21 protein-coding genes are annotated in these 22,065 nt (G+C 59.2%); 14 read left to right on the forward strand and 7 right to left on the reverse strand.

The features are described 5' to 3' along the window. Positions 1-48: 48 nt before the first annotated feature. The 7 genes from VMN77_06160 (at position 49) to VMN77_06190 (ending at position 7,393) form a co-directional block, all read left to right on the forward strand. Entirely contained in the window at positions 49-1,530 is a 1,482-nt protein-coding gene (locus VMN77_06160) for a hydrogenase 4 subunit F (GenBank protein ID HTN43364.1), read from the forward strand. Further along, positions 1,527-3,059, forward strand: a complete 1,533-nt coding sequence (locus tag VMN77_06165) for a hydrogenase 4 subunit F (protein ID HTN43365.1) — start codon at positions 1,527-1,529, stop codon at positions 3,057-3,059. Before VMN77_06160 ends, VMN77_06165 begins: the two co-directional genes overlap by 4 nt. Before the next feature lie 3 nt (positions 3,060-3,062). After that, positions 3,063-4,652, forward strand: a complete 1,590-nt coding sequence (locus VMN77_06170; protein ID HTN43366.1) for an NADH-quinone oxidoreductase subunit C — start codon at positions 3,063-3,065, stop codon at positions 4,650-4,652. 12 nt (positions 4,653-4,664) lie between these two features. Further along, positions 4,665-5,174 (forward strand): NADH-quinone oxidoreductase subunit B family protein, encoded by a 510-nt coding sequence (locus tag VMN77_06175; GenBank protein ID HTN43367.1) that lies wholly within the window; start codon positions 4,665-4,667, stop codon positions 5,172-5,174. Between the two features lie 380 nt (positions 5,175-5,554). After that, positions 5,555-6,229: an ATP-binding protein gene (locus VMN77_06180; protein HTN43368.1), complete on the forward strand. Its 675-nt coding sequence runs from the start codon at positions 5,555-5,557 to the stop codon at positions 6,227-6,229. Positions 6,230-6,232: 3 nt separating this feature from the next. Continuing rightward, positions 6,233-7,198 carry a VIT1/CCC1 transporter family protein gene (locus tag VMN77_06185; protein HTN43369.1) on the forward strand — a complete coding sequence of 322 codons (966 nt, stop codon included), beginning with the start codon at positions 6,233-6,235 and terminating at the stop codon, positions 7,196-7,198. A gap of 48 nt (positions 7,199-7,246) precedes the next feature. After that, on the forward strand, positions 7,247-7,393 hold the full coding sequence (locus VMN77_06190; protein HTN43370.1) for a zinc-binding dehydrogenase: 147 nt from the start codon (positions 7,247-7,249) through the stop codon (positions 7,391-7,393). Here VMN77_06190 and VMN77_06195 read toward each other — a convergent pair. Continuing rightward, positions 7,377-7,853: a polymer-forming cytoskeletal protein gene (locus VMN77_06195; GenBank protein ID HTN43371.1), complete on the reverse strand. Its 477-nt coding sequence runs from the start codon at positions 7,851-7,853 to the stop codon at positions 7,377-7,379. The two genes, VMN77_06190 and VMN77_06195, sit on opposite strands and share 17 nt — an antisense overlap. Before the next feature lie 123 nt (positions 7,854-7,976). Continuing rightward, positions 7,977-9,269 carry a prolyl oligopeptidase family serine peptidase gene (locus VMN77_06200; protein ID HTN43372.1) on the reverse strand — a complete coding sequence of 431 codons (1,293 nt, stop codon included), beginning with the start codon at positions 9,267-9,269 and terminating at the stop codon, positions 7,977-7,979. Positions 9,270-9,572: 303 nt separating this feature from the next. Here VMN77_06200 and pyrE point away from each other — a divergent pair, with 303 nt between their 5' ends. The 4 genes from pyrE to VMN77_06220 all read left to right on the forward strand — a co-directional run bounded on the left by pyrE (position 9,573) and on the right by VMN77_06220 (position 11,796). Further along, complete coding sequence (gene pyrE / locus VMN77_06205; protein HTN43373.1) at positions 9,573-10,151, forward strand: orotate phosphoribosyltransferase; 579 nt, start codon at positions 9,573-9,575, stop codon at positions 10,149-10,151. A 94-nt stretch (positions 10,152-10,245) separates the two neighbouring features. Beyond that, positions 10,246-10,899 (forward strand): hypothetical protein, encoded by a 654-nt coding sequence (locus tag VMN77_06210; GenBank protein HTN43374.1) that lies wholly within the window; start codon positions 10,246-10,248, stop codon positions 10,897-10,899. Positions 10,900-11,005: 106 nt separating this feature from the next. After that, complete coding sequence (locus VMN77_06215) at positions 11,006-11,245, forward strand: glutaredoxin domain-containing protein (GenBank protein ID HTN43375.1); 240 nt, start codon at positions 11,006-11,008, stop codon at positions 11,243-11,245. 8 nt (positions 11,246-11,253) lie between these two features. Continuing rightward, positions 11,254-11,796 carry an NUDIX hydrolase gene (locus VMN77_06220; GenBank protein HTN43376.1) on the forward strand — a complete coding sequence of 181 codons (543 nt, stop codon included), beginning with the start codon at positions 11,254-11,256 and terminating at the stop codon, positions 11,794-11,796. A 7-nt stretch (positions 11,797-11,803) separates the two neighbouring features. Here VMN77_06220 and VMN77_06225 read toward each other — a convergent pair whose 3' ends face one another. From VMN77_06225 to VMN77_06240, 4 genes are read right to left on the reverse strand one after another with little or no spacing between them, the layout of a single operon-like run. After that, positions 11,804-12,406 carry a flavin reductase family protein gene (locus tag VMN77_06225; protein ID HTN43377.1) on the reverse strand — a complete coding sequence of 201 codons (603 nt, stop codon included), beginning with the start codon at positions 12,404-12,406 and terminating at the stop codon, positions 11,804-11,806. Between the two features lie 17 nt (positions 12,407-12,423). Continuing rightward, entirely contained in the window at positions 12,424-13,557 is a 1,134-nt protein-coding gene (locus VMN77_06230; GenBank protein HTN43378.1) for a M20/M25/M40 family metallo-hydrolase, read from the reverse strand. After that, positions 13,550-13,966, reverse strand: coding sequence for a GNAT family N-acetyltransferase (locus tag VMN77_06235; protein HTN43379.1), 417 nt, complete (start codon positions 13,964-13,966; stop codon positions 13,550-13,552). Before VMN77_06235 ends, VMN77_06230 begins: the two co-directional genes overlap by 8 nt. A 7-nt stretch (positions 13,967-13,973) precedes the next feature. After that, on the reverse strand, positions 13,974-14,327 hold the full coding sequence (locus VMN77_06240) for a hypothetical protein (protein HTN43380.1): 354 nt from the start codon (positions 14,325-14,327) through the stop codon (positions 13,974-13,976). A 566-nt stretch (positions 14,328-14,893) separates the two neighbouring features. On the opposite strand from VMN77_06240, the gene VMN77_06245 reads away from it, so the two are divergent. The 3 genes from VMN77_06245 (at position 14,894) to VMN77_06255 (ending at position 21,451) form a co-directional block, all read left to right on the forward strand. After that, a complete protein-coding gene (locus VMN77_06245; GenBank protein HTN43381.1) occupies positions 14,894-19,003 on the forward strand; it encodes a PAS domain S-box protein in 4,110 nt (1,369 codons plus the stop codon). Between the two features lie 191 nt (positions 19,004-19,194). Next, a complete protein-coding gene (locus VMN77_06250) occupies positions 19,195-20,925 on the forward strand; it encodes an ABC transporter transmembrane domain-containing protein (GenBank protein HTN43382.1) in 1,731 nt (576 codons plus the stop codon). Between the two features lie 34 nt (positions 20,926-20,959). Then, entirely contained in the window at positions 20,960-21,451 is a 492-nt protein-coding gene (locus tag VMN77_06255; protein HTN43383.1) for an isoprenylcysteine carboxylmethyltransferase family protein, read from the forward strand. A 74-nt stretch (positions 21,452-21,525) separates the two neighbouring features. On the opposite strand, the gene VMN77_06260 is transcribed toward VMN77_06255, so the two are convergent. Beyond that, on the reverse strand, positions 21,526-21,867 hold the full coding sequence (locus tag VMN77_06260; GenBank protein HTN43384.1) for an Mth938-like domain-containing protein: 342 nt from the start codon (positions 21,865-21,867) through the stop codon (positions 21,526-21,528). Positions 21,868-22,065: the final 198 nt, after the last annotated feature.

Below are 22,065 nucleotides of genomic sequence, written 5' to 3' on the forward strand. Positions count from 1 at the left end.
CGCTTGGCCGGCGGAGGGGGCGATGCAAGCCCCTGTAACGGAGTGATCATGGATCTGGCCCTGATCGGTCTGGTCACCGCTCCGTTGGTCTCCGCTATCTTTAGCCTGGTCATGAAAAGTCAAAGGTCAATGGAGCGGCTGCAGTGTATCCACGCCGCCGTTTTGATTGCAGCGATGGGCGCGGTCGTGACGAACGCGGGCGGGGATTCCGAATTTGTCTCGGGAGTTCTGCGCGCAGACGCACTGAGCGCGTTTCTGGATCTCATGCTGGCTTTCGTCGGGGTCACCGGCCTGCTCTACGCACTGGGGTACATGGGGGAAGAGCTGGTTCGCGGGCACCTGTCGTTTCAACGCTACGGATGGTTTTTCTGTTTTTTCAATCTCTACCTGTTTGCGATGCTCCTGGCGGCCAATCTGGACAATATCGCCCTCATGTGGATTGCGATCGAAGGGTCGACCCTCTCGGCGGCTCTTCTGATCAACTTCGAGAGAACCAAGACGGCGTTGGAGGCGGGGTGGAAGTACATCATCCTCAGCTTCGTCGGGATCGCGCTGGCCTTGTTCGGCACCGTCCTGGTCTACTATGCGTCCGAGCATGTACTGGGGGTACGGATGGAGGCTCTGCAGTGGAGTGAATTGTACCGCGTCGCATCGGATCTGAACCCGACCGCGCTGGAGCTGGCCTTCATTTTTATTGTGATCGGATACGGCACCAAGGCCGGGATTGCACCCATGCATACCTGGCTTCCGGACGCGCATGCCGAGGCCCCCGCGCCGGTGAGCGCACTGCTGTCCGGCCTGATGCTGAATCTGGCCATGTATGCGATTCTCCGCATGAAGAGCATCGTGGACCCGGCCGTCGGCCCGAACTTCACCGGCCCCATCCTGTTGGGTCTCGGTTTGCTGTCCATCGCCACGGCCGCGATCTTTATGCTGATCCAGCGCGATTACAAGCGGCTCTTTGCCTATTCCAGCATCGAGCATATCGGGATCGTCCTGGTGGGTTTCGGGGCGGGCGGTCCGGTCGGGGTGTTCGGCGGGTTATTCCATATGATCAACCACTCGCTGGCCAAGTCCGCGGCATTTTATGCGGCCGGCGGGGTGTGGCTTCGGTACGGACACAGGAATATTGAGGGTGTGACCGGTCTTTTGCGGCGGATGCCCTTGGTCGGCGGAGCGATGCTTCTGGCCGCGCTCGCGTTGGCCGGATTGCCGCCGTTCGGCCTGTTCGTCAGCGAAATACTGATCGTCACCGGGGTATATGTCGAACAACCGTGGATCGCCTACACGTTCCTTGGACTTCTTGCCGTTGCGTTTGCCGCGCTGGTGTACCAGGTCTTTCGGATGGTTCTCGGTGAACCGAAAGAGGCGGGTATTGTGATGACGCCCGGCGGCGGCCGCTTCGCCGCCGTCTCGCTCATCGCCCATCTGATGGCCATGGGCTATATCGGGATCCATATGCCCGGATTTCTGCGCGATCTTTTCATCCCGATGACACGGATCTTTCGGGCGGGCGGGGATTTTCCATGATCGAGGTGGCCCTCCTGTTAATCACCCCGCTTATCGCGGGTTTTGTCAGTCTCGGGCTGCGGCATATCAAATTATTGCACGGGATCAATCTCGCGACGATGCTTCTTCTGAGCGGCGCCGAGGCTGCGGTGATGTTGCATGTCCTGCGCGAAGGGGAGATTCAGGCCTTCCGGAACTTGATTCTGATCGATGCGCTTTCGGCCTTCATTCTTTTGATCATCACCGTGATCGGCCTCATCAGTTCGCTTTATGCCTGGTCGTATTTCGAGCATTATCGAACGCAGGGGGATGTGACCCCGACCCGGATGAGCCGGTACTTTTTCTTGTTTCACATGTTCATGTTCGCGATGATCCTGGCCACGCTTGCGAACAATCTCGGGATTCTTTGGGTGGCGGTCGAGGCGACGACGCTGGCCACGACCTTCCTGATCAATTTCTTCAAACGGAAAACGTCGCTCGAGGCCGGCTGGAAGTACCTCATCCTCTGTTCGGTCGGAATCGCGCTTGCGCTGTTCGGGACGGTCCTGATGTATATGTCCTCCGTCCGGGCCCTCGGGGAGATCAACGCGACGCTGAACCTCACCGACCTGGTGCGGGTTGCGGCGCAGCTCGACCCTCACGTGGTGAAGCTGGCCTTCGTATTCATCCTGGTGGGTTACGGCACAAAGATCGGTCTGGTGCCGATGCATGCGTGGCTTCCGGATGCCTACAGCGAAGCCCCGGCTCCGGTGGTCGCGATGCTGGCGGGTGTTCTTGAAACCGTCGCGGTCTATGCCGTTCTGCGCAGCAAAATGGTGGTCGATCTGGCGGTCTCGCCGGGGTATGCCGGAAATCTCCTGACGGGGTTCGGTTTCCTGTCCTTCGGAGTCTCCGCGCTTTTCATCCTCGTGCAGCGCGATTATAAGCGATTGTTCGCCTATTCAAGCATCGAGCATATGGGTATCGCGGCGATCGGATTCGGGGTCGGCGGGGTCCTGGGAACCTTCGGGGCGCTCTTCCATCTTCTCAACCATGCCCTGGCCAAATCTCTGGCCTTTTTTGCCGCCGGCGATCTCCAGATCCGGTTCGGCACACGCGAGATCGGGGAGGTCCGCGGATTGTTCAAGGCCCAGCCGCTGACGGCCGCGGCCCTGATCACGGCGGCGCTCGCGCTGGTCGGGATGCCGCCGCTGTCCATGTTCGTGAGCGAGTTTTCGGTCCTGACTTCTCTTACGACACAGGTCTACGCCAGCGACACCATCCACATCGGGCGGTTTATGACGGTGATGGTGGCCGATGAAGTCCGCAACCTCGGGCTGATCCTCTCTTTTCTGGCTGTCGCGGCGGTTGCGTTTGGAGGATTCACCTATCGTGTCGTGGGGATGGTCTGGGGGGACCCGCCCGAGCGTTTGAAGCGGGGTGAATCGTGGGGACTCGGACAGGTTGCTTTTGTCGTGGGCATGGGGGCGCTGCTCGCTATGGGGATCACGATGCCGGAATCCTTGAAGCGCTTGATGAACCTTTCGGTGACGACGATTATGGTGAGGTGAGCCATGGTGGATTTGAACGAAGCTGTTCGGAATATCCAGGCCACGTTTGGAGCCAAGATCCGGAGTGTGGATCATGTGCGGGGAATTCCGGTCCTGAGTGTGGAGAAGACGGATCTCCCTTCGGTTGCAAATCATCTCCATTACGGCCCCGCTCTCCGTGGAACGCTCTCTTTGCAATGGGCCGTGGACTTGAGGCCCCGGCTTGCCGCGTACCGCATCTATTATCTGTTTACACTCAGCGGGGGGCCGTGGCTTATTTTAATGACGGAACTTTCGGGGCAAGACCGATTGTTTCCCTCCATCACCCCTCGGATCCATGCGGCCAAATGGTATGAACGGGAAATACGGGATATGTTCGGTCTGATTCCGCAAGGGCACCCGGACCTCCGCAGGCTGGTTCGGCATGAGCATTGGCCGAAGGGAACCCACCCTCTGAAAAAAGATTTTGGCTGGAACCATGTCATGGGCCGGCAGGACGGAGAGTATCATTTTCGGCAAATCGAAGGGGAGGGCGTGTTTGAGGTGCCGGTCGGCCCGATTCATGCGGGAATCATCGAGCCGGGTCATTTCCGGTTTTCGGTGGCCGGCGAGCCCATCATGCAATTGGAGGTCCGCCACTTCTGGAAACATCGGGGGGTCGAAAAACTCTTTGAGAACCTGGGATGGACGGAAGGGGTTGCGCTGTCTGAAAAAGTTTCGGGCGACACCTCCTTCGGCCACAGCCTTTGCTATTGTCAGGCGGTCGAGTCACTATTCGGGATCGAGATTCCGCCGCGGGCAAAGTATCTTCGCAGTCTGTTTTTGGAGCTGGAGCGGCTGCATAATCATATCGGCGACGTCGGCGCGATTTGCAACGACGCGGCCTACTCACTGGCCCTGGCCCACTGCGGCCGGATGAAAGAGCGGATCATGCAGCTCAACGACCATCTCAGCGGCAGCCGTTTTCTTCGCGGGGTCAATCGAATCGGCGGGCTGTCGATCGACCTGTCGCCGGATCGATTGAACACCGTGGTGCGGCAGGTGAACACCGTCGAAGAAGACTTCACCGAGCTGTCCCGGATCATATTTCATAATGCCTCGCTCACCGATCGTCTGGAGACGACCGGGGTTCTGAAAGAGCGCACCGCCCGGGACCATGGGGTTATGGGTGTGGTCGGCCGGGCCTCCAGCATCGACCGGGACGTCCGCCGGGACCGTCCCTTCGCGGCCTATGGCCAGTTGACCTTCAAGGTTCCGAGTTATCGTTACGGCGATGTCCGGGCACGGATGCGCGTGCGAATCGATGAGGTTCACGAGACGTTCAGTTTGATTCGGCAGACACTCGAAAACCTTCCGGCCGGGCCGATCTCGACCGCCATGCCATCGTCACCGCCTCCGGGCGACTGGGCCCTTTCGGCGGTTGAAGGATGGCGGGGCGAAATTCTATATTTCGTAATGGCCGGGGACGACGGTAAAATACACCGGTGCAAGGTGCGGGACCCATCGTTTGTGATCTGGCCGGCGATCCAGTTCGCCGTGTTGGGGAATATAATCCCGGATTTTCCGTTGATCAATAAGAGCTTCAATCTCTCTTACGCGGGGACGGATTTGTAAGAGGAGGCAGGCATGTTTAGAATCATCAGAAAAAGTTTGAAGACCGAAAAGGCGACCGGACGTTATCCGGCGCCGACTAAACCCGGTCCGGAAGTCTCGGAGGCGGTTCGGAACAAGGCCTCGGTGTTCGGTCGCTCTCTTACGATTCGTGAAGTGGACACGGGTTCCTGCAACGGCTGCGAGATGGAGATGAACGCGCTGATGAACCCCGTTTATGACGCCGAGCGCTTCGGGATCCATATCGCGGCCTCGCCCCGCCATGCCGATGCGCTCGTGGTGACCGGTCCCGTCACGGTGAATATGGAAAGGGCCCTGAAGGATGTCCATGCCGCGACGCCGGATCCCAAGTTGGTGATCGCGTTGGGGGACTGCGCGTGCGATTGCGGGATGTTCAAGGGAAGTTATGCCGTGACCGGTCCCGTCGAGCGGCATATCCCGGTCGATGTCAAGATTTCCGGTTGTCCGCCCCGCCCCTCCGAGATCCTCGACGCCTTGCTGAAGATTCAGGGGCGTAAGACATAACGGTCGTTCCTTCGAAATAAACCCACCGATTCGCATGGGCGCATGCGTGTGTGCGCCCGGCATCCTGTCAGGGCAGACACGCAGGTCTGCCCCTACCGACCATCGGCAAATCTCGCTGTTGACAAAGATAGAGGATAGGGATATACAGGTGAGCAGGACGGAGGCAGGTCGAGGAGGGAGCGCACATACCTGTTTCATTACACTTGGGCCGGCTTCACAGTTCTGACCGGGGGGATGTTCCTTGTTTTGGTCGCGACGATATGTCTTGCGCATTGGTTTCCCGACCGATACTGGATGTTTGTTATGGTGATTATTGTCGTAACGGTGTTCGTTGTCTGGTTATCCTTCTGGGTGGATAAGCAGCTTTTGAAAAGAACAAAATGAAAATGAAAACTCTATTAAGCTGGAGCAGCGGGAAGGACAGCGCCTGGGCGCTTCATCTTCTCCGACAGCGGGACGATCTCGAGGTCGTCGGGCTTTTTACAACGGTGAATGCCGAGTTTGAGCGCGTGGCGATGCATGCGGTCCGTCTGGAGCTCCTCAAGCGACAGGCCGAGGCGGTCGGGCTCCCGCTTGAGACCTTGGACATTCCCTATCCCTGCAGCAATCACCAGTACGAATCCGTCATGAAGGATTTTGTCGATGCCTCAAAAGAAAGAGGCGTCCGCTGCATGGCCTTCGGCGATCTTTTCCTCCGGGATATCCGGTCTTACCGGGAGGATAAACTGAAGGACACCGGAATCACGCCGATTTTTCCGCTTTGGGAAATTCCTACCGATCGCCTCGCGCGTCAAATGATCTCGGAAGGACTGCGCGCCTACCTGACTTGCGTCGATCCCAAAAAATTGCCGGCCCGCTTTGCCGGCCGCGAGTTCGGGCCGGGGCTTCTGGACGAGCTTCCGGAATCCGTCGATCCTTGCGGAGAATACGGCGAGTTTCACACCTTCGCCGTGGACGGCCCGATGTTCAAAAAGGCGGTTGAGGTTCGTGTCGGCGACGTCGTGGAGCGCGACGGCTTCGTCTTTGCCGATCTTCGTCATCGGGAGGCGCGCTGACAAATGATAACGACCCAAGCGCAGCATGATCCCCGCCTGGCCCGCGACCTGATCCTGGACGAGCTGTTCGATCTGACGCTCTACCAATCGCTGCGTAAGATTTCGGGGCGCGATCTTCAACCGATGCTGGACGAGCTGATCGCGATCGAGACCCAGCATCTCGCGTTCTGGCAGAAATTTTTCAACAGTGCCGTGTCCGGCCTCGATTTTCCCCGCCGGTTCCGGCTACGGCTGATTGTCCTGGCCTGCAGGTTGTTCGGCGCCACCGCGGTGCATATGGTTCTTGAAGCGATCGAGATATACGGGGTCCGCAAGTACCTGTCCGTCTGGGAACAATACAAGGACGGACCGCTGGGCGCCGCGGTGCGGGGAATTCTGGAAGACGAATTCAAACATGAGGATGAGATCGTCAGCCGGATGGCGGAGCGGAAGATCAACCCGGACCGCATCCGGAACATTTTCCTGGGGTTCAACGACGGGCTGGTCGAGATTATCGGGGCGGTGAGCGGATTCTTTGCCGCTCTGGGCGCCGGGACCCTGGTGCTGATCGCCGGGTTGACCACGGCCGTTGCGGGGTCCTTATCCATGGCGGCGGGCGCTTATGTGGCCGTCAACTCCGAAAACGAAGTGCGACGGACGGAACGGGGCAGGGCGCGATTTCTCACCAAGGGCGGGGAATCGGAGGAGCCGGAGGATTCCTCGATCCGGTCGGCCATAATCGTCGGGGGCAGCTATTTCGCCGGCGCGGCCATTCCGATTCTGCCGGTGCTGTTCGGGGCGAAGACCGCAATGGTCCCGGTATTTTCCGGCGGGGTCGCGGCCATACTGGTCTCGATGATCCTTGCGTTCCTGTCCGGAATGGACGTCCGGAAGCGCATCATGATGAATCTGGCCATGGTCGCCGGCGCCGTGGGGATCACCTACGGGATCGGACTCCTCGTCCGAGCCGTTTTTGGAGTCCCCGTGTAAGGCCGGTTCCCTCCGGAAGGTCATGGAATAAAACGCGTTGTCATCACCATGTCCCTGCTGTTCGATTTTCTGGATCGGCAAAAAATCAAGCCCATGATTGCCGGGCGCATCCCGTTGATTGAGGCTGCCCGCGCGCACGCGCTTCTTGAAAGGGGAGAGGGGGCGGGTAAACTGGTCCTTATTTGTAATGCGTAGCGACGGGAACGTTCTCTTCCCGCCAGGCGGCGGAACGGGGGTCTTTCTTTTCCGAAAGTTTGACCGCGGGGGTGGCATTCGCGCCGCCCAGCATTTTGGAGTTCCCGTTAAATTGACAGCCTTCTTCGATGGACAGGGAAGGCGTGGAGATGTCGGCGTTCACGACCGCGGTCTTGAGGAGTTGCACTTTTTGACGACCCGTAATTTTCCCTTCCACGTTTCCTCCGACGATTACCGTATCCCCTTCGATCTCGGTTGAAACGGCCGAGCCCTCCCCCAGCAACAAGGTTCCCTTGGCTAATATCTTCCCTTCCACTTTTCCATCGATCCGGCCGGTCCCTTCGAAACTGAGAGTCCCTTTGAACTCCATGTTCTTGCCCATATAAATCGTCATGTCCGCCGAATCTTTTTGTGCGCCGGTTCCGCTCCCATTTCCGTTCCCATTTCCGTTTCCGAACATTGCACGGGCCTCCTTATGATTTATGAAGAGTCATTCGCTATGTTCAAGTATAGCCCAGGCCCCGGAATTGTCAAAAAGACAGCCGGAGCGACCGCTTTTGAGCGATCTCACGGACTTCTTTGTTTAGGGCGAGACCCGGATTTTGATCCTTGAAAGGACGGTCTGGCGAGGGTCGGGCCTGCGGCGGGCTTCTTCCAGCAAGGATCGGCTGTCGGGCCGCAACAGCTGCTCGAAACTGACCCGGCCGTTGGTGAAGACCAGTACGGGCCTGTTCCAGTCCACGAAATCCGCGGGAAGCAGAATGCTGTATTGAATTACGTTCTCGGCGGTCACAAAGATGGTGTTCCCGGACACCCGGGCTTTGAGCCTGGCATAGGCGCCGCGTTGGAGCCGCCGACTCTCCTCCGGTTGATGTTCCGAGGCCCAGAAGGAAGCGGCCGCGGGATCGATTTCGTCGATTCGGACCCAGGCGTCCCGGCCGGGATGATCCCGGTCGCGGACCACCGACAGTTCGCGGGGTTCCGCGGCCCGCCGTTGAGTCTTCAGCCAGGCCAGAAGGTCCGGAAGCTCTTCCTTCGGAAAGTAATGGCCGCCGGCCATCGGATGAACGCGGTCGTGCTCGCGGTAGACCACGGGGGAATCGCTTCGCTTCAGGTACGCCGCCACGTCCCGGCTGTACTGGACCGGCATCACCTGGTCCTTCGATCCGTGGATGATGTAGAAGGGTGTGTTTTTCGCATTATCGAGAAGCGGGAACAACGCGGCGGGAAACGCGCCGGCCATGGGGACCAGCGCGGCGAAGCGGTCCGGATGGTTCAGACCGATCAGATAGGTTCCGATGCCGCCGTTCGACATGCCGGTGAGAAAGACCCGATCGGGGTCCACGTGATACGTGCGCGATACGTCGGACAGCACCGCCAGGACCAGGGCTTCTCCCTGACGCGTCCACCACTCGGCCTCCTCCATTGTGGGACAGGCCAGCAGATAGTCTTCGCCCAACCGGGGTTGCCAACGGTTCAGATACGTGTCTCCGTCAAAGCCGGCCCCGTGCAGACAGAGGATGAGCGGGTAGGACCGGGAAGGGTCGTAGGCGGCGGGGACGTAAAGTCCGTAGCGCATCGAATCGTCGCCCACGCGGATCGATCGGCCGGGCTGCATCCCGGTCGGGGCGGTATTTTGAAAGGAAGTTTCCAGAACGCTCCGGAGGGCCGCTTCCAGTTCGGAAACGGGTTCCTTGGAAAGGCCGGGCCAAAGGCGCTCCGCTTCCTGATCGTCGGCCCGGAGGTAAGCCGACACCTGTTTAAGAAGCCCGGGCGAGGGTTCGGCCTCATGGCGCGACGGAATGTTTTGGCAGGCGTTCATCGCGGCCGATGCCGCGATGCAGATGGCGATTCCCCATTGGCCCGATCGACGCATACCCGTGATCCGCTCCGCCGCTTTGATGAAACGTCGTCATATTACGTCGATGCGCGGCAAAAGTCAAAATACCGATCCCCCGTTTGCATTTTCCGTTTGCCTCAACTATTATAGGGGCTTGCGTCGCCCCCTCCGCCGGCCGAGCGGCTCGACTGAGTTCGCCGAAGTCCGGATGGGACGACTCGACTGAGTTCGTCGAAGTCCTCCCCCTCTCGCTCGCCTTGCTCGCTGGACAAATGTCTGCGGGTACGCGGACCGGAGGATAAGGTCTACTACACATGGGTGAATGGTTCTTAAGGGCTTATGGATAAACAGGAACGGGTCAACTTCCGCCAGCGTCTATTGACAAAACTCCGCGGCTCGTTCGTTTACAACACCGAAGCGATCTTCACGCTTTCCTCCGGAAGAAAAAGCCACTTCTACATCGACTGCAAAAAGGTCACGCTCGATTTCGAGGGGGCCTTTCTGGTGGGGCAGTTGATCCTGGACGCCATCTCGGACCTGGAAGTGGACGCAATCGGGGGAATGACGCTCGGGGCCGATCCGATCGCCACTTCGGTTTCGGTTCTGAGTTACGGAGAGCCCCGTGCGATTCCGGCCTTCATCATACGGAAGGAACCCAAGCCCTTCGACCAGTCGGAGGGTCCCATGGCCTACATCGAAGGGCATCTTCCCCCGGGGGCGCGCGTCGTGGTGGTGGACGATGTCCTCACCGCCGGTCGGGCCACCGAGCGGACGATCAACGTCTTAAAAGGGGCCGGGTGCACGGTCGTGAAGGTCATCGCCCTGATCGATCGAAAGGAAGGCGGGCGTCAACACCTGGAGGACCTGGGTTATACCGTCGATAGCCTCTTCACGGTCGAGGATTTATTGAAGGCATGAAACAAGCCGGTTCGCGGCTCTGCCGCGAGAGGCGCGGGGTTTGGGGGCATCGGAGGACCCTTCTCGACCTAATCCGCACGGGCCCCCAATTATTATGGTCCAAAAAATCAGGAAGAAGATAAAAAAAGGGCCCAAGGCCCCGCACGCGGTTCCGCTCGCGGTCGTCATGACGGCCCTGTACGGTTTTCAGCGCGAGGGGCGGGATTTCCGCCGGCCGTTTGAAGACCCCGCCAGGCTCCGAGCCGCGTTGCGGCTTCAAATTGAACAGGAAATCATCCCGGCCGATCGCGTCCTCTCGTTCAAGGAATATCTGGAATGGGGGCTCAAAAGCTCTCCCGGCCGGCTGGCGGAGATGTTTTCGCGCCCCGGCTCCATTCCCATGGGACCGTCGTCGGAAGAGGAGGATCCCGGGCCGCGGCCGCGACTGGGGATTCTGCCCATCATCGCCGTGGTCAAGGGGATGCAGCTCGAGACCTTCGGCGAGAGGATCGGGCGTGAGTGGTCCGAGGTGGCCCGGGTCGCGTTTCAAAACAGCGTCTACCCGGCTTTCAATCTGATCGCGGGTTACGATCTCCTTCTTTACACGCCCTTCCATCATGCGCGCGACATCAACCGTGCGATCGCGACGATCGACCAGATGACGGAGGAGGCCTTTCACCAGGCCGGTCGTCCTTACCCCGGCCCGTTTGATCCCCTGCCCGGGGAAATCCTGTCCCGCATCCCTGTTCAGGAACCGCTCATCTCATAGGAAGCTGTTCCTCGGACACGGGAATGAAACAAGACCTGACGCCGACGATCCGTGTGTGTTAGAATAGATACCACATTGATGGGGAATTAAAAAAAGGAGTTTTTAAGTGTCGACCGTTCAGATTTACACAACAAAATTTTGCGGTTCCTGCGTCCGGGCCAAGCGCTTGCTCGAGCAGGAAGGGATCCGCTACGAGGAGATCGACATCTCGGATACCCCCGAGGTCCGGGAGGATCTGGTTGAAAAGACCGGGGAGTGGACCGTCCCCCAGATCTTTGTGGACGGAAAATACATCGGTCAGGACGATGAGCTGTACGATCTGATTCGAAACGGCGGATTAAAGTGAGGCGTCGAATGTCCCTCGAGGAAACCTTGCTCCGTACGAAAACGGTTTATAACGGAAAATACGTCAAGGCCGAGGAACGAATCGTCCGGCTTCCCGACGGACGGGAGGCGGTGCGGGAGATCGTGCGGCCGCCCGATGCGGTCGGGGTGCTGCCGATCGCCGAGGACGGCACGGTCCATCTGGTCCGCCAGTACCGTCAGGCGATCGGGAGGGTGATCCTCGAGATCCCGGCCGGGATCATCAATCCCGGAGAGTCCAAGGAAGAGACCGGGCGACGGGAATGCGAGGAGGAGACCGGCGTTCGACCGGCCAAGATGGAATGGCTCTTCCAGTATTATCACTCGGTCGGATTCTCAACCGGGACCATCGAAATTTATCTCGGGAGGGAGCTCTCGGAAGCGTCGTCCCATCTTCCGGATGACGGCGAGTTTATCGAGCGGGTGCGCATGCCGTTTGACGACCTGTACCGCCTGGCCGTGGACGGCCAGATTGTGGACAGCAAGACCTTGTTGGCCGTTTTGTGGTATCAGCACCGCATCAGGAAAGTCTGAAAACAGATCACCCGGTCTGCGGACGTTCCAGCTTGAACACGTCCCGAATGCGGCAATAGTTGGATTGTCCAAGGCGGCCGATGGCGCGAAGCCGCGCCGGATCGACCGTGCCGTTTCGCCAAAGATCATCCTTCAAATAAATGTAAACCACCCGCCCGATGACCAGGGCGTCCTTGGATTCCGGGAGCGGCAGGACCTGTACCACGCGGCATTCCAGGCTGATCGGGGCCTCGCCGATACGCGGAGGTTTGACCTTGACGCTGGGCCTGGCCGTAAGTCCGGCCGCCTCGAGCTTATTCGTGTTCGGCGGATAATTTCCCGCGGCCCGGTTCATCCCTTCCGCCAGGGCCTCGTCGACCATGTTTACCACGAACTCGCCCGTGGTCTCGATGTTGCGAAGGGTTCCTTTCTTCTCCGTACCTCGCCGCGCGATCGATATCGCGACCATGGGCGGGTCGGTCGAGATCCCGTTGAAGAACGAGAACGGGGCGGCATTCGGAACCCCTTCGGAATTCAGGGTCGAGATGAAGGCGATCGGCCGCGGGATGACGATGCTGATCATCAGATCGTAGGCCTGGGAGGAAGTGAGCTGCTTCGGATCGATTTCCATTTCGGTTCCCTATATTCTCATACCCCCGACACCGTCTCCAGCACCACGCGGGCCGTCTGATCGAATTCCCGGAAAAGCAGATGCTCATGGACGGTATGGATCGCGCGCATCCCGGTTCCGAGATTCGCCACGTTCAGCCCATGGCCGTTGAAGACATTGGCGTCGCATCCGCCGCCGGTTTTCCGGCAGGCGATTGAAACCTTCAGCTTCTTTGACGCCGCCATGATCCGTTTTACGATCGGCGCGTCCTCGCCGAGGGTCATCCGCGGATAGTCCCGCTCGATCTTTTCCTCCACCCGGGCCTGTGTTTCCCGTCCGTCCTTCACGACCCGATGCAGCCGGGCGGCCGCCTGAAAACATTCGGCCATGTGGGAGGATTGGGCCGCCAGCTTGGATTCATCGTGGCTTCGGGCTTCTCCTTGAACGACGACGCGGTCCGGAACGATGTTGACCGCGCTTCCGCCCTGGATCAGGCCGAGGTTGGCGGTCGTTTCGGCATCGATCCGGCCCAGCCGCATCCGGGCGATCGCCTCGGCCGCGATCTTGATCGCGTTGAGCCCTTCTTCCGGACAGACGCCGGCATGCGCGGCCAATCCGTGCACCGTGAATTCGAGTTTGTCCGCCGCCGGACCCCGGGTGAAGAGCGAATCGGCCGGACAACTGTCGAGGACCAGTCCATCCCGGGACCGGAGCGATCGGACATCCAGGTGCTTGGCCCCGACCAGTCCGGCCTCTTCACAGATCGTGAAGACCACTTCGACCGGCGGGTGGGGAATCTTTCGCTCGTTTAAGACCGTGAGGACTTCCAGAATGATCGCGATTCCGGATTTATCGTCCGCGCCGAGGATGGTTGTGCCGTCGGTCCGGATCCGGTCCGGCTCGCGAATCGGCCGGATCCCGCGGCCCGGCACCACCGTGTCCATGTGAGCCGACAACAGCATCGGTGCGCCCGGCTTGCTGCCCGGGAAACGGGCGATGATGTTTCCGCTGTCTCCCCCGACCTTTGCCCCGGCGTCGTCCGTGGAAACCTCGCCCTTCAGTGACTTCAGCTCGCGGACCAAGCGCTCCGCGATCTTTCCTTCTTCGCGGGAGAGGCTGTCGATCCGAACCAACGAGACAAAGGTGTCGACCATCCGTTCAAAATTAATCACAACAGTCTCCCGATGCGGCGCGGTCCCTCACCATTCCCTGGTCGCTTCGGACAAAACCAAACCGCTCGTAGAACGCCTGCTTGTCCCGCGTATTCAACCAGAACTTTTCAACCTCGGAAAGAACCGGGTGAGACAAAATCGTTTTCATCACGGCCTCTCCCACTCCCCGGCCCTGATAATCGGGATGGACGACCACGTCCCACAGCGTCGCGCGATAGATTCGATCCGTCAGGACGCGCGCGAACCCGATCAAGCGCGGACCGTCCCAGGCCGAAAACACATAATCCGTGTTCTCCAGCATCCGCTTGATGCCGTCGAGATCACGGCCTTTTGCCCATGGGGCGTGATGATACAGGGCGTGCAGCTGCTGGATATCGAGGTCCTGCCCTTCCCTAATGAGGATAGCCATCGATCGTTTATCCGAAAACCATTCCTGAAAGGGCCAGCATCCCCCCCAGGATGCAAAGGAGGAAGCCGAGACCGCCCAGAAAAAACCACCTCCGCACTTGCCGGCCCTCCTCATCGCTCAGCTGAACGTGATACTGGACCGGGGAAATCCACCATCCGGACGGAAGCCCGCCCCTTCCGTGGAGCAGCCGGTACAGTACGACGTGATAATAAATCCCGGTGGGTATCCCTTCGAAGATTCCGACCGTCAGGATGATCAAGCCCAGCTCTGTCAGGGTGGAGGCCGCGAATCCGATGTTCATCACCCAGCGGACGGCCAAGATGACCGTCACCAGCACAAGGACCAAGGACAGTTCAAGCATGAGCCATTTTCTCCGGGAATTGATCGGGCATTCTGACCGCCGGACAAGTTAGCCCTTGACTTCTTGGGGGTCAAAAGCTCATGATGATGCCATAATAATCACTTTACGGGGGTGTTCCTATGTCGTATCTTCCTCTCTGGTTAATTCTCATTGTCGCCGTGGTTGTTCTTGTCATGGCCGGTGTGGTTAGTAGTGATAAATAAGTAAGGGCGTTTGATGGACGAGCCCCGTTCATCGTTTGTAGCCTAACCCTTTAGGTTTTTACCCGGCCGGTCCGGGTCCCTGGTCCAAGACCGGACCTTGGCCGACTCCCTTTCAGGTATATCGTTTCTTCCGACACTATAAAATAAGCCACGCCCCGTGTCAATGATCGTTTTAATGAAGTTTTATCGACAATTACGGATCAGGTAGGGGCGGGATCCGATTGACAGGCTGCTCATCCAGAGATATACTAAAACTGTTATAAGTCATTATAATAAGGGCGGCTTGGCCATCCCCTGCTTCGTCGCGACGGACTCGGCCATGCAGGCGAACAAGGCCTGGCTGCACAAAGCGAGCCCAATTTCATGCCCAATAAAACCAAACCGTCGTCCGGTCCCACCCGGGCGCGGAATAAGCGCGTCAAATCGATCCCCAAAGCGCCGACCAAGCGCTCCCAGATATCCGATCAACTCAACCAGCAGATAATAGCGGACGTTCGGGAAGGCATCATCCTGTACGACCGACAGCTCCGATATGTGGTCTGGAATCCTTATATGGAGGAACTGACCGGTTTGCGAGCGGAGGTAGTCTTGGGGAAACGTCCGAGGGATCTGCCGTCCCTTTACCTGGAACATAACGGCAAGCTACAGATGGAAAAAAAAGCCGTGGAAGGAATCGAGGCCTGTGTCGAAAAGGCCTTGGCCGGCGAGACCTTCGCGTACATGGATATTCCCATCTTCATCAAGGCAACCGGCGGGACGGGATGGACTTCGGCAAGATACGGTCCGTTCCGCAACCCCCAGGGTGAGATCATCGGCGTGATCGGGACCGTGCACGACACGACCGAACGGAGAAGGACGGAGGAGGCGCTCAGGAAAAGCGAGCGGGAGCTGGCCGAGGCTCAGCAGATCGCCCGTGTCGGCAGCTGGAACTGGGATATCCGGGCGAACGTCATCACCTGGTCGGATGAGCTTTTCCGAATTTTTGGCCTGAAACCCCGGGAGAGGAGCGTAAGCTACGAAACATTTTTAAATTATGTTCATCCGGACGATCGGGGTTATATTGACGAAACAACCCGGAAGGCCATGGACGATCAAAAACCCTTCCACTACGACTACCGTATTATTTGGAACGATGAAACCGTCCATATGATTCATGCCGACGGCGGGGTCATTCTCGATGAAGCCGGACGGCCGATTCGGATGCACGGGACGGCCCAGGACATCACCGACCGCAAGCAAGCGGAAGAGTGGCTTCGGAGGAGCGAGGAAGAGCTCCGGAAGATTCTGACCAACATCGATGAGATTGTTTATTCGATTCAAGTCGGGGGCGACCCCTTGGCGAGCACGGTCCAGTTCATGAGTCCACGGACGGAGGATATCGTGGGCTATCGGCCGGAGGAGTTTATCGAAGATGAGGGACTCTGGGCCCGGATTCTTCACCCGGACGATGTTCCGGCCGTGACGGAATCGACGCGCAAATTCCTGGAGGAACGAACCACCGGCATCCGGGAGTATCGCCTTCGCCGCAAGGAGACGGAGGAATATCGGTGGGTGGAGGACAAGATCGTTCCCCAGGTCGGCGAATCCGGAACAGTGATCGGCTTTTTCGGAGTGGCGCGCGACATCACCGAGCGCAAGCGTGTGGAGGAGGCGCTGCGCGAGAACGAACAACGGTATGAGACGCTGGCCGAGGTCTCACCGGTCGGCATTTTCGAAACAGACGCACCGGGCGACTGCCTCTATGTCAACTCCCGCTGGTGCGAGATCGCCGGTCTGACGGCCGCGCAAGCCCGCGGTGCGGGCTGGGTTCAGGCGATTCATCCGGACGATCGGGCCTTGGTCACCGAGGCGTGGTATCGAAGCGCCCGGGAGCAAACACAATTCAGGCTGGAATATCGTTTCCTCAGGCCGGACGGCTCCGCCACCTGGGTGCTTGGTCAGGCGATGGCCAAACGAACCGAGGGCGGGCAGGTGGTCGGATATATCGGCACCGTGACCGATATCACCGATCGCAGACGGGCCGAGGAGGCGTTGCATGAAAGCCAACGGGTCCTTTCAACCCTGATGGGTAATCTACCCGGAATGGCCTACCGCTGTAAAAACGACAAAGACTGGACGGTGGAGTTTGTCAGCGAGGGTTGCCATGATCTGACCGGCTACCAATCCTCCGACCTGCTCGGGAACCGGAAGGTTTCCTACGGGCGGGATCTGATCCATCCGGACGATCAGACGCCCGTCTGGGACGACGTGCAGGCCGCCTTGCGGGAGAACCGGCCGTTTCAGCTGAACTACCGGATCATTACCGCTGACAAGAAGGAAAAATGGGTTTGGGAACAGGGCCGGGGGGTATTCTCCCCAAACGGGGAACTGCTGGCGCTGGAGGGTTTCATCATCGACGTCACCGAACGTCGGCAGGCCGTGGCCGAGCTGGAAAAATCCGTGTCATTGCTCCGCGCCACGTTTGAATCAACGGCCGACGGGATCCTCGTGGTCGACCAGCAGGGCCGGATCGTCGGTTTTAATCAGAAGTTTTTAGATCTGTGGCGGATCCCAAAGTCCGTTGTGTCGTCACGGGATGATAGCCAGGCGCTGTCGTTTGTCCTGGAGCAGTTGAAGAGTCCCGACGTCTTCCTTAAAAAAGTGCGGGAACTGTATGATCAACCGGATTCCGAGAGCTTTGATTTCATCGAATTCAAGGATGGAAGGATCTTTGAGCGCTATTCCCAGCCGCATCGGATCGGGGACAAAATCGTCGGACGGGTATGGAGCTTTCGCAACGTCACCGAGCGCCGGTGGGCCGAGGAGGCTCTGGAAAAAAGCGAAGCCACAAACCGCGCCCTGTTGAACGCCCTGCCGGACATGATGTTTCGAATCAACCGGGAGGGGGTCTATCTCGATTTCATTCCGGCCAAGGGCATGGCGCCGTTTGTTCCTCCCATACAATTTTTAGGCAAGGAGGTTCGGGAAGTGCTCCCGCCCGAGGTCGCCGAGCCGATCATGCACTATGTGCATCAGGCGCTCGGCACCGGAGAGACGCAGATCTTTGAATATCCGCTCCTGGAAAAGGGAAATCGGCGCGATTACGAGGCCCGGATTGTCGTGAGCGGGGCGGACGAAGTGCTGGCCATCGTCCGGGACATCACCGAGCGAAAGACGCAGGCGGCCGCGCTCGAATATCAGGCGCTGCACGATACCTTGACCGACCTGCCCAACCGCACATTGGTCCTGGACCGCCTCCGTCAGGCGCTCCATGCCGCGGGACGCGAAGGCAAACCGCTGGCCCTCCTGCTGATGGACCTGGACCGTTTCAAGGACGTCAACGACGCGTTGGGGCACCATCACGGCGACCTTTTGTTGAAGCAGGTGGGGCCGCGCGTGTTGAGCGCCCTGCGGGAAGCCGACACGATCGCGCGTCTGGGCGGGGACGAGTTCGCGGTGCTTCTGCCGTCGACGGACATCAATGGGGCCACCGTGACCGCCCAAAAGATCCTGGAGGCGCTGGATCGGCCGTTTGCTGTGGAAGGATTCTTTCTCGAGATCGGGGCCAGCATCGGCATCGCGCTGTTTCCGGAACACGGCGAGGATGTCGATATGCTGATGCGGCGCGCGGATGTCGCGATGTATTCGGCCAAGCAGTCCTCCAGCGGTTTTGCCGTCTACATTTCGGAACACGACCGGCACAGCCCGCGCCGACTGGCCTTGATGGGGGAGTTGCGCCACGCGATCGAGCGCCGGGAATTCCTCCTTTATTATCAGCCCAAGGTCGATCTGAAAACCCAGAGGACCATCGGTGTCGAAGCGCTGATCCGCTGGAAGCATCCCCAACACGGCCTGGTCCCGCCGGATGATTTTATCACGCTCGCGGAACACACCGGCTTCATCAAGCAACTCACGCTATGGGTCCTGAGCGACGCCCTTCGCCAATGGAAATCCTGGAATCAGGCCGGAATCGATATGCCGGTCGCGGTCAATCTATCGGCCCGGAACCTTCAGGATCTGCAACTGCCCGACCAATTCGCGGAATTGTTTCGAACCTGCGACATGGCGTCCCGCAGCCTGGAATTGGAAATAACCGAGAGCGCGATCATGGCCGATCCGGCCCGTGCGATGGAGATCCTCAAGCGGCTGAGGGCCTTGGATATCCGTTTCTCGATCGATGACTTCGGCGCCGGCTATTCGTCGCTGGGCTACCTTAAGAAACTCCCCGTCGATGCCGTCAAGGTGGACAAGTCCTTCGTCATGGGCATGGTCGCGAACGCGGACGATGCCGTGATCGTCCGGTCGACGATCGATCTGGCGCACAACCTCGGTCTGAAGGTCGTGGCCGAAGGGGTGGAGAGCCGGGAGACCCTGGACCGGCTGTCGGCGATGGGCTGCGATGCGGCCCAAGGGTTTTACCTCAGCCGACCGATTCCGGCCGAGGATCTGACCCGCTGGCTGTCCGAGTCGCCCTGGGGGCTCAAGAAAAACTGAATCGACGAACCGGACGGGCGGATCCTTTCCTGCGATGTAGGGGCTAGGCCGTGCCTCGCCCTTGATCCGGGCGACCCGCCGGATCGCCCCTACGGGGAACCCGCCTTAGGCCGCCCGCCAATGACAAACCGCACTCGACGGAATTGACAAAAGATCTCACGGGTAAGCTATAATGGTCGCGGAGGAGTCTCATGAAAAATCTACTGCGGCTGTTTGCCTACATAAAACCTTATATTCGCCGGATGGCGCTGGCGGCCGTGCTGATGGCGGCGGTGGCCGCCACCAACCTCGGCCTGCTCTGGATCGTTCGGGATGTGGTGAACGCCTTTCTCCACAAGCCCGACCCCGCGGCCCTCAACGCGGCGGTGTTGAGCCTCGTGGGCCTTTTCATCGTCCAGGGGTTTCTGACGATGGGCCACAGCTACCTCGTCGCCTATATCGGCCAGCGGGTCGTGGCCGATTTCCGCATCCGCCTTTTCAAGCACCTGCAGACCCTTTCCGTGAGTTTCTTCGCCAAGCGGCGGACCGGCGAGTTGATCTCGCGCCTCACCAACGATGTGGCGGTGATCCAGGACATCGGGACCAATGTTCCGATCGACATGGCCAAGCAGATCGTCACCCTGGTGGGCGGCGTCTCGATCCTGTTTTATCTGAACTGGCGGCTCTGCCTGCTGATCCTTTCCGTCATCCCGGTGATCGTTTTCATCGGGACCTTTTTCGGACGGAAGCTCAAACGCCTCTCGACGACCATTCAGGACCGCACCGCCGACACCACGACCGTCGTCGAGGAGGCCGTGTCGGGCATCCGGATCGTCAAGTCGTTCGTGGCCGAGTCGCACGAAGAGAACCGTTATATCCATCAACTCAATCAGATGGTTGCCACCGCCTTGTCCCGGGCGAGGATCCTGGCCGTCTTCATTCCGCTGATCACGATCGTGACCTTCGGCGCGGCCGCGGGCATTCTGTGGTACGGCGGAAGACAGGTGATGTCCGGGGCCATCACGCCGGGGGATCTGATCGCGTTCATTCTCTACGCCGGCATTCTCATCGGCCCGTTCGGAAGCTTCGCCCATCTGGTCTCGAAAATCAAAGAGGCCCAGGGGGCGACGCAACGCGTTTTCGAAATTTTGGATACGAAACCGGAGGTCGCGGATCTCCCGGATGCGCCGGAGATGCCGCGGATCGAAGGCCGAGTGGCCTTCCAGCAGGTCGGCTTCCAGTACACGCCCGAGATCGCGGTGCTCAAAGACATCTCGTTTGAGGCCCGGCCCGGGGAGATGGTTGCGCTGGTCGGGCCCAGCGGCGCCGGAAAGAGCACGCTGATCCAGCTCCTCCATCGCTTCTACGATCCCACATCCGGAACCATCGAGATCGACGGCATCGACGTCAAGACGGTTCAACGGGCCAGCCTGTACCGGCAGATCGGCCTGGTCCCGCAGGAGACCATCCTCTTCGGCGGGACCATTAAAGAGAATATTCGTTACGGGAAGCTCGCCGCGACGGAAGACGAGATCATCGAGGCGGCGAAATCGGCCAACGCGCACGACTTCATCACGGCCTTTCCGAGAGGATACGACACGATCGTCGGCGAGAAGGGGATCAACCTGTCGGGCGGGCAGCGTCAAAGGATCGCAATCGCGCGGGCGATCCTGAAAGCCCCGCGTCTCCTGATCCTGGACGAAGCCACCTCCTCCCTCGACAACGAATCCGAGGCGGCCATCCAGGACGCCCTCGACCGGCTGATGAAGGGCCGCACCACCTTCGTCATCGCCCACCGTCTCACCACCATCCAGAAAGCCGACCGGATCTTCGTCATGGACAAGGGACGGATCGTCGAAGAAGGAACCCACGCCGAACTTTTAGAGCGCCGAGGGCTGTACCATCATTTATATACGCTGAAGCTGGCGGGGATTGAAGAGTAGCCCATCCGGTCATTTCCTCCGCGCGGAATCAACGATGCGGTCCGAGAACGGCGAACACCCTTTCAGCCACATCGGCCAGTTGACCTGTCTCACGATGTTTCTGATTGTTTGGGGCGGGGACTCGTTCATCCTTCATCGATCAACGTTTCTCTCGAACTTCGTTCCGCTGCCCGTTCGGCTGGGCTTCCTGGGGTTGGCGCTGGCGGTCGCCGTCTATCTTGTACGTTCCGGGCATGTCGTCGTCCGACCGGAGGAGCGTCCGTCCGGCGTGATCACGACCGGAGCCTTCAAGTATGTGAGGCACCCCATCTATCTCGGAAGCCTACTGACCTATCTCGGATTCGCGATCTCGACCGGATCGATCCTGTCCCTCGCGCTGGTTGCGGGGATTTTTATTTTCCATGACTACATCGCGAGCTACGAGGAAGAGAGGCTGGAGGCGAGGTTCGGGGAGGAGTATGGACGGTATAAACGAAGAACGGGAAAATGGATTCCAACGGTTCCTTTTGTTTCACGCAAGAATTAATCCCCCTCGGACAAAGAGACGGGTGCCATTTAGCGAATCACCCTTAGCTGGAGTGTTTGTATTTCCTGCGGGCTTCAGCAAGTAAGATGAAGAGCGGCGATGACCTTCTTGCCGTTGCTGAGACGGTTATACTCCTCGCAGGCCCGCCGGGTCGGGAATGCGATTAATTGAATCCCCTTCGCATCAAGCAGCGCTTTGGTGTCGTCCAGGATTTTCATACAACCCAGATCACCCGTGCCGACCACCAGGATCTCCGGGGCCTGATTGAGAATCTCGGTGAGATCCTGCGGGCAAAGCTCGTGCCCTTCCTTCCGCCACCACTGATCATCCACGCGCTCCGGGTAGATCACCACGTCGCGGGTGTATACCCGGCCGTCAATCGTGATCCGCCCGAATGAATGAGAATCGATCTTCATATTATCCCGTGTCATAAAGTAGCGCTGAGAAGAGCAGAAAGTCAAGAACGGCGGGCCGAGCTCCTCTTGATTTGTCGTTCCCAATTCCGGTATACTCCTTCCTGATTCACCGCCGGCCTGAGCTCGGTCTCGGAATTTGATTTCAAACGGGGCCATGAACCTCAAGCCGGTTTCCGGAGGTATTCAGGCGTCATGATC

The organism is Nitrospiria bacterium, from assembly GCA_035498035.1.
GTDB lineage: Bacteria > Nitrospirota > Nitrospiria > JACQBZ01 > JACQBZ01 > JACQBZ01.